This window comes from Bradyrhizobium sp. 76, assembly GCF_023073025.1.
Taxonomy (GTDB): Bacteria; Pseudomonadota; Alphaproteobacteria; order Rhizobiales; family Xanthobacteraceae; genus Bradyrhizobium.
Genome location: NZ_JADPIS010000079.1, coordinates 1 through 6,936, shown reverse-complemented (window position 1 = coordinate 6,936; position 6,936 = coordinate 1). Strand labels below are relative to the sequence as shown.

The window sequence follows — 6,936 nt, the reverse complement described above, 5'->3', positions numbered from 1 at the left end:
GAAACGCGGCTGCATGACTGGTGTTATCTCGAATTGGCCGACCTCGAGGCCGAGCAGTTCAACAGCGCAAATGATGGTTTATGGACGCGCGGTCTACTGATCCGTCGTCGCATCGCCGATGATGACCTCGCCTTTCTTCACCACCTGGTGCCCAGCGGGAACATCAATTGAAACGTTGGTCGCGGTCGAAGGCCATCGATGGGCGATCGAGGACAGCTTTGAAACCGCGAAAAACGAGTTCGGGCTGGATCACAACGAGAGCAGATCCTGGCATGGCTGGCACCGTCATGTGTCCTTGGTGATGCTCGCCTTCGCCATGATGGCCGCGATCCGACATCGCGCTAATCCGCCACCGCCCAAAAAAACGAAACCTCGCCCCCCGGCAAAAGCCAAAGCATAACCAGACCGCCACTGATCCGTTGGTCAATCCAGGAAATCCGCCGCATTGCCATCAGACTTGCTCGAAAGCGTATTCAACCCGCACGCATCATCGCATGGTCTTTCTGGCGCAGAGCTCATCAGGCTGCCGCTCAAATCCGCTTCGGCATTGCGGCCGCCGGGTTTCCGGCTCGCCAGAACCGTCCTTCTTGGTGCTCTTCATCGACGCCCACGTCTCGATCTGCGTGCCATCGACCGAAGCGATCGCATCACCATAAGCTGCGCCAGCACCTCAGCCAGGCACTTGGCTCCGATGTCGCCTTCCAGCAGCCGGTCGTGATTCTTCGAGAGCATCGAATGGTTCTAGGCTGCGTTGTGGACGCCGATTGATCGGGATAAGGGGGAGCCTCGCAGCTCCGCTCCTCCCACACCACCGTGCGAACGGGTCCGTACACGGCGGTTCGAGAAGTTGCGCTACACGATTGGAACAAGGATGGCATGCCGAGCGATATGAAGTATGCATTTGAGAATTCAGCAGAGAGAGCTCTGCTGCGGGCGAGATACCAATGATCGTGGCCGCTGCCGGCCGTGTTCCTTGCAGCCCTTCAGCGCCGAGCCAAATCTTTGGGCTTCGTGTTGCAGGCCATTCCAGGCGACCCGATCCGGCTGTGTCTTAGGAAGTCGATCGCGATCTTTGCCGGAACCCGGTCATGAGCTTTCGCTTCATCGAGGACCATCGCGATTCTACCCGGTACGGCTGATGTGCGGCGTGCTCGAGGTCTCGCCGGCCGGCTATTACGCCTGGCGCGAGCGTCCGGATAGCGCACGCACGACCACCAATGCTGCGCTCTTGGCTGATATCCGACAGGTTCATCAGGGCAGCGGCGGACGCTATGGCAGCCCACGGGTCCATGCCGCGCTGCGGGCACAGGGACGTGGCGCCAGCCGTGGCCGGATCGAACGCCTGATGCATCGGCACGGCATCCGCGCCATCATGGCCCCGCCGCGCCGCGTTCGGACAACCGACAGCCGTCATGGCCTGCGGCCAAGCGGACCGCTCGCTCGGCCCGCAGCATCGCAGCCGCGTTCCGTCCCGCCCAGGGCTATGGCCGCCGAGTATCGCTGTGCGGCACGCCCAAAGTTTAGCCGACATTTCGCCTGCTCCGGGATGATCGGGCTATTCCTGGAGCGCCCTCGGCGAGACGTGGAGCCCGCTACGGCTTCCCGCCGCGCACGCGACGGCCGCAGCAGCGAACCGGACCTGGCTCGCCGACATCAGTCCGGTTGAGCCATCCTCTCGGAGCCGCCGTCGCTCGCGCCGCAAGCCAGCCCGCCGGCCGCTGAGGGTCGCGGAGCAGCGGCCTCGACAACGCGGTCGGCCCAACCGGACCAAGCGTCGGCGGCTTGGCAATCGGGCGCGGCGCGGGCCCAGATGGCTACGATGAGCCCCGGCGGGTAGGGCCTTCATGCCGAAGATTTGGCGATACACCGGGGCATGACGCTATCCAAGGGGCGGGAATTCATCCCGACTAAAACAGGACCTTGAACTGTTGCAATCATGTCCGCGTGAAAAATGCCCAAGTCGACACCCAATTTGCGACCCACTGCCGCATATTGGAAGCAAGCGCCGATCTGATCGAGTGTCGAATTGGCGCGCATCGAGGCATTCATTGCGCGGGAGTCATTTAACACCTCAAAGCGATCGAATTTTGCATGCCGCACATCGATCTCGGCGAATAACAAGGGGCCGGTGAGATATTCTTTGACGAGAATTGCTTTGCGAGATTGGCCTGCAGATGCACCATCAACGCATCGATGCTGAACAGGACTTTCTGCACTGCAGTTTCGGCATCCGACGGCCTGGATTACCGCTGGGATGCCGATGGCGTCCGTCAGGGCGCGCGCCCGTTGCGACGTCGTGTTACGTGACGGACTCTGGGACAGCGCAGGCCAGCACATTGGATGATTTGCCGCGCTCGCGTCTTACGGCGTGCCGCCGCCACGGCGGACACGCTGATAAATGGGTGCCTAACCGGGCACAGACATGTACGGCGAAAGGAACGCAGGTTTCAAGCGGGAGGTGAATGAAAGGCCTCCTTGCTTGGCGAGGATGCATGGTCTCGATACGGGGACGATGAACACCATACGTTGGCTCACGACATCTCCTACCCGTAATGAACATAACGCTTCAGGCAGGTGCGTTTGCGGCCGATCTACCGGATGCACGGGCGGCACATTAGCAGGCGCACAGATGCACGCACCGTAAGCGTCGAGCTGAGGCCGTTCGGGGATACCGATCGTTTGCCGCACGGCGAGTAAATGACGTGGATATGGATGGCCCGGTGATTGACGTCGATATGGCCGAACGGTGGTAAACTCAGCCGCGAGCCCTGCCCATGTCTATCGAATCCCAGTTGCGCGAGAAGTTGCGGAAGATCGAGGCTCTTTTCGCGGGTGCCGGAACGGCCGGCGAGCGGCTCGCGGCGGAAGCGGCGCTGGAACGTGTGAAGGAGCGTTTGACGGAACTTGGTCGGCAAGATCCCTCATTTGAGATGCGGTTCTTGATGCCGGATCAATGGTCGCGCCATCTGTTTCTCGCCTTGTGCCGGCGTTATGGCATGAAGCCCTATCGCTATTATCGGCAGCGGCGCAACACGGTCATGGTTCGCGCACCCAAACGGTTCCTCGATCAAGTTCTGTGGCCGGAGTTCTCCGAGCTTGACCAGGCCCTGCAGGCCTATCTTCATCAAGTGACGCTGCGCGTGATCCGCGATGAGGTCTTCGCTGACGCGAGTGAGGCGCAGGAGATTCCGGAGGCGCTACCACCGAGCTGATGGATGCGGTTAGGGCGGAAGCCCCAGGCCCGCGATTCGTCGATCTTCGCCATCGGCCGAGCTGAGGCCGTTCAGGCTTTGAAGTTCCACGGCATGAGCTGGTCGATGCTCGAGATCGGCCAGCCTTGAGCGATGCGCTCAAGGGTCTGCGTGAGCCAGGCATGTGGATCGACATCATTCATTTTTGCGATCTGCAAAAGCGTGGCGACGGTTGCCCAGGTCCGACCGCCGCCAGCGGATCCTGCGAACAATGCATTCTTCCGAGCAATTGTTTGCGGTCGGATGGCGCGCGCTCAACAATGTTGGAATCGATTTCGACACGCACATCGCGCAGGAAGCGTTCAAGAGCGGTCCGCCGGCAGATGGCGTAGCGGATCGCCTCGGCGAGTTTGGATTTCCCGGATAGGCGCGGCAGTTCCGTTTCCCACAGCTCGAAGAGCCTCGCCACAATGGCGGCGGACTTTTCCTGGCGGGCTTTCACCCGTGTTGCAGGATCCTTGCCGCGGATGTCCTCTTCGACCTTCCAGAGCGCCGCCATTGTCGTGATCGTCTGCGTCGCTAGCTGCGAGCTTTCGTTCACATGCAGTTCGTAGAAGCGCCTCCTCACATGGGCAAAACAGGCGGCCAGCGTCACACCATCATTGGCGCCGCCTTCTTTGGTGAGCCGGTTGTAGGCGCTTAACCGTCCACCTGCAGCAGGTCGCTAAAGCACGCCAGATGACGCGCGACACAGTCACCGCTCCGGCTATCTTCGAAGCGATAGGCAACCATTGGCGGACCAGCGCCGCCAAGGGTCTGTCGTCCCGGGCATAGGCCCATAACCGAGCCTTTTGGGTCTTACCGGAACCGGGAGCCAACGTCGGCAACGTGGTCTCATCGGCAAGTACCCGTTCGCCCTGCTTGATCCGTTCCAGAACATAGTCGGCCAGAGGCTGCAGTTCGAAGCCAACCTTGCCCATCCACTGCGCCATCAGCGATCGGTCCAGCTCAACCTGGTTCCGCGCATAGATGGCTTCCTGCCGATAGAGCGGCAGACCATCGGCATATTTGGAAACGGCAATCTGGGCCAGTCGCGCCTCGGTGGGGATGCCGCTCTCGATGATATGGAGCGGCGCCGGCGCCTGGATCACGCCGTCGCGATTCCTGTAGGCGTATTTCGGGCGGCGCGTGACGATTACGCGGAACTTCGCCGGCATCACGTCCAAACGTTCCGACACGTCCTCGCCGATCAGAACCTTCTCCAGCCCCTCGCAGCCTGCGGGAATCTCAGGCTCAATGACAATCTCAACCCGCTCCAGATGAGCCGCGAAGCCTTTCCACGGACGCGGCGCACGTTTCGGTTTGTCCTGAGCGGCGCTTTCGAGCTCGGCTTCGACCGCCGCCATGCCGGTCTTTATTTCGTCGTACACGAAGGCATGCTGCTCCTCGCTCAATGTCGCGCCGCGCAGACGCTCCGAGCGAGTGCCGTAGCGCGACCGCTCCAGCATCATCACGATCGCCGTCAGCGTCGCGATCCGCTCGTCGGCCGTCTTGTTCGCCACCTCGAGATGATCGTTGCGGGCCTCCAGCAGCGCCCTCTGGTCGGCCATGGCGACGATCGCGCATCAACGTCGTCGGGAAGCTCTGCAACGGCCTTCGTCATCGCCGCCATCACAGCATGTTCGCGGCCGGTTTCCCAAACTTTCCAAAGGCCCGATTCAAAAGGCCACAGGTTTTTCAGCCTATCGATTGCGGCCGCCTCACAGCCACCGGGCGGACCTTCTTAAAGTCCAGCCCATCGACCAGCGCAAGCAACTGCGTATGGCTCAACCGCACCGTGGCCGGTCCAATCCGGGGCCAGCAGAACTGCGCTTCCTCAAGCGTCTTGGCGAACAGACATACACCTGTGCCATCAAACCAAACCGCCTTAATCCGGTCCGCTCTTTTCGAACGGAATACATAGAGCGCGCCACTGAATGGATCAGCGCCACCGTCCCGAACCAGAGCCATCAAGCCGGTCGCACCCTTGCGGAGTCAACCGGTGTGCTCGCTACATAAACCTGCACGCCGGCCGGGATCATGTCTTGCGAACCGCCCGGATCACATCGGCAAGCCGGTCAGGCTCGACATCCGCGCCGGCGCGCACCACCACGTCGCCCATAACAATTTCTACCATGTCGCGCGCAAACTTGACCGGCTTGCTCGGCGCTGCTGCCAATGGTGCAACCACCCCAGAGGCCTTCGCCTTGCGACGCCACGCGAAAAGCTGCGACGGATCGAGCCCATTTGAGCCCGCAATCGCCGATACATTCGCTCCGGAAACCAGCGTCTCTCCGACGATCCTGGCCTTCTCCCCATTTGACCAGGATCGATAACTACGCGCCGGACTGCTCGACAGCCGCACAGGGCTCGCCGTGAGAACTTCGAAGCTTCTATCAGACATACGTTCGCTCACAGGAGGCTCCCGACAATCACAAGGAGATCATCTGCTATTCGAACACGCCGCGCTATGTGGGGTCTGCTACCTTTCAATTACCCACATTTAGCCGAGAGGGCTGAGGGAGCGCACCAACTATTGCATCGCAGGAATCGACCGTGATTCCTTGTCTGGCACCGATTCGCAGGGGGCGGTGCCAATGCACGAAGAAGCCGACGCATGGTTTGATCGCGAGCTCGCTGGCTGCAACCTTGCCGACGAGCGCCTGAATAAGCGGCTCCGCAAACTGGTAGCGCAGATCGGGAGCGCCATGGGACAAAGCATTCCGCTGGTGTGCCAGGACTGGGCTAATACCAAGGCCGCGTATCGTTTTTTCTCCAACGACCGGGTCAGTGAGGCGGACATTCTGGCCGGCCACTTTCAATCGACCCGTGAACGCACGATGGCCACCGACGGGCCTATCCTAGGGTCTGTACCTAATTAGCGAGTTCTGATTCCCTGGTGCTAAGTTGATTCGGCACGGGGGACTTCGATGCGCAAAGGACTGTTCTGGCTGAACGACAAGCAGTGGGCTCAGATAGAGCCGCATCTGCCAACGAACCAGACCGGCCCGGCGCGCCAAGACGATCGACGCATTATCAGCGGTATCATTCACATGCTCCAGTGCGGCGCACGCTGGCGCGATTGCCCGTCCGACTATGGCCCTTACACGACGATCTACAATCGGTTCAATCGCTGGGCTAAGCGCGGACATTGGCAGGCGATCTTTGAAGCGCTCGCCCGCTGCGGCAAGGACCGAGTGGCTTTGTCGATCGACTCCACCTCGATCAAAGCGCATCGCTCGGCGAGCGGCGGAAAAGGGGGGAGTGTGAACAGGCGATCGGCCGCTCGCGCGGTGGGCGGACCACGAAAATCCACGCGCTGAGCGACCCTGATTGCAAACCTTGTGCATTTCATCTCACTCCGGGACAAGCCGCAGACATTGCCGCAGGGCCGGCCCTTTTGAAGCTCGCGCCGCCCATGTCTTCCCTCATTGGGGACAAAGGCTACGATGGCGACGGCTTTCGCGCCGAAATCGTCAATCGCGGCGCGAAACCCGTCATTCCAAACAAATCCAACCGGGTAACCCTCCACAGCTTCAGCAAGCGCCTCTATAAAGGGCGCAATGTTATCGAGCGCTGTTTCTGCCGGCTCAAGGATTTCAGGCGTGTTGCTACTCGCTACGACAAACTTGCCAGAAACTTCTTGGCCGCCGTCCACCTCGCCGCTCTCGTCGCTTATTGGATCAATTGAGTCTGAACCCTAGCA

Annotated in this window: 4 protein-coding genes and 5 pseudogenes; 5 read left to right on the top strand and 4 right to left on the bottom strand. The window is 60.8% G+C overall.

Features of this window, described 5'->3' with window-relative positions; genetic code table 11:
• Positions 1-400: pseudogene (locus IVB48_RS16125) on the top strand (transposase); the annotation flags it as partial.
• Between the two features lie 134 nt (positions 401-534).
• On the opposite strand, the pseudogene IVB48_RS16120 reads toward IVB48_RS16125, so the two are convergent.
• Together IVB48_RS16120 and IVB48_RS16115 are read right to left on the bottom strand one after the other, a co-directional pair.
• A pseudogene (locus IVB48_RS16120) lies at positions 535-765 on the bottom strand (IS5/IS1182 family transposase); the annotation flags it as partial.
• Between the two features lie 1,077 nt (positions 766-1,842).
• Complete coding sequence (locus tag IVB48_RS16115; RefSeq protein ID WP_247400801.1) at positions 1,843-2,337, bottom strand: hypothetical protein; 495 nt, start codon at positions 2,335-2,337, stop codon at positions 1,843-1,845.
• A 455-nt stretch (positions 2,338-2,792) separates the two neighbouring features.
• Here IVB48_RS16115 and IVB48_RS16110 point away from each other — a divergent pair, with 455 nt between their 5' ends.
• Complete coding sequence (locus IVB48_RS16110) at positions 2,793-3,212, top strand: hypothetical protein (RefSeq protein ID WP_247400799.1); 420 nt, start codon at positions 2,793-2,795, stop codon at positions 3,210-3,212.
• 71 nt (positions 3,213-3,283) lie between these two features.
• Here the strand turns inward: IVB48_RS16110 and IVB48_RS16100 are convergent.
• Together IVB48_RS16100 and IVB48_RS16090 are read right to left on the bottom strand one after the other, a co-directional pair.
• A pseudogene (locus IVB48_RS16100) lies at positions 3,284-4,854 on the bottom strand (IS66 family transposase).
• 414 nt (positions 4,855-5,268) lie between these two features.
• Positions 5,269-5,646 carry a transposase gene (locus IVB48_RS16090; protein WP_247400792.1) on the bottom strand — a complete coding sequence of 126 codons (378 nt, stop codon included), beginning with the start codon at positions 5,644-5,646 and terminating at the stop codon, positions 5,269-5,271.
• Positions 5,647-5,827: 181 nt separating this feature from the next.
• Between IVB48_RS16090 and IVB48_RS16085 the strand changes: the two are divergent.
• The 3 genes and pseudogenes from IVB48_RS16085 to IVB48_RS16075 all read left to right on the top strand — a co-directional run.
• A pseudogene (locus tag IVB48_RS16085) lies at positions 5,828-6,076 on the top strand (transposase DNA-binding-containing protein); the annotation flags it as partial.
• Positions 6,077-6,160: 84 nt separating this feature from the next.
• Positions 6,161-6,472 (top strand): annotated as a pseudogene (locus IVB48_RS16080) (IS5 family transposase); the annotation flags it as partial.
• Entirely contained in the window at positions 6,412-6,921 is a 510-nt protein-coding gene (locus IVB48_RS16075) for an IS5 family transposase (RefSeq protein ID WP_245286348.1), read from the top strand. The pseudogene IVB48_RS16080 and the gene IVB48_RS16075, both read left to right, overlap by 61 nt.
• The last annotated feature ends 15 nt before the right edge of the window (positions 6,922-6,936 follow it).

Bases quoted from the DNA above. Each gene is read 5' to 3' on its own strand.
- IVB48_RS16115 (WP_247400801.1), bottom strand. From the start codon at position 2,337: ATGTGCTGGCCTGCGCTGTCCCAGAGTCCGTCACGTAACACGACGTCG.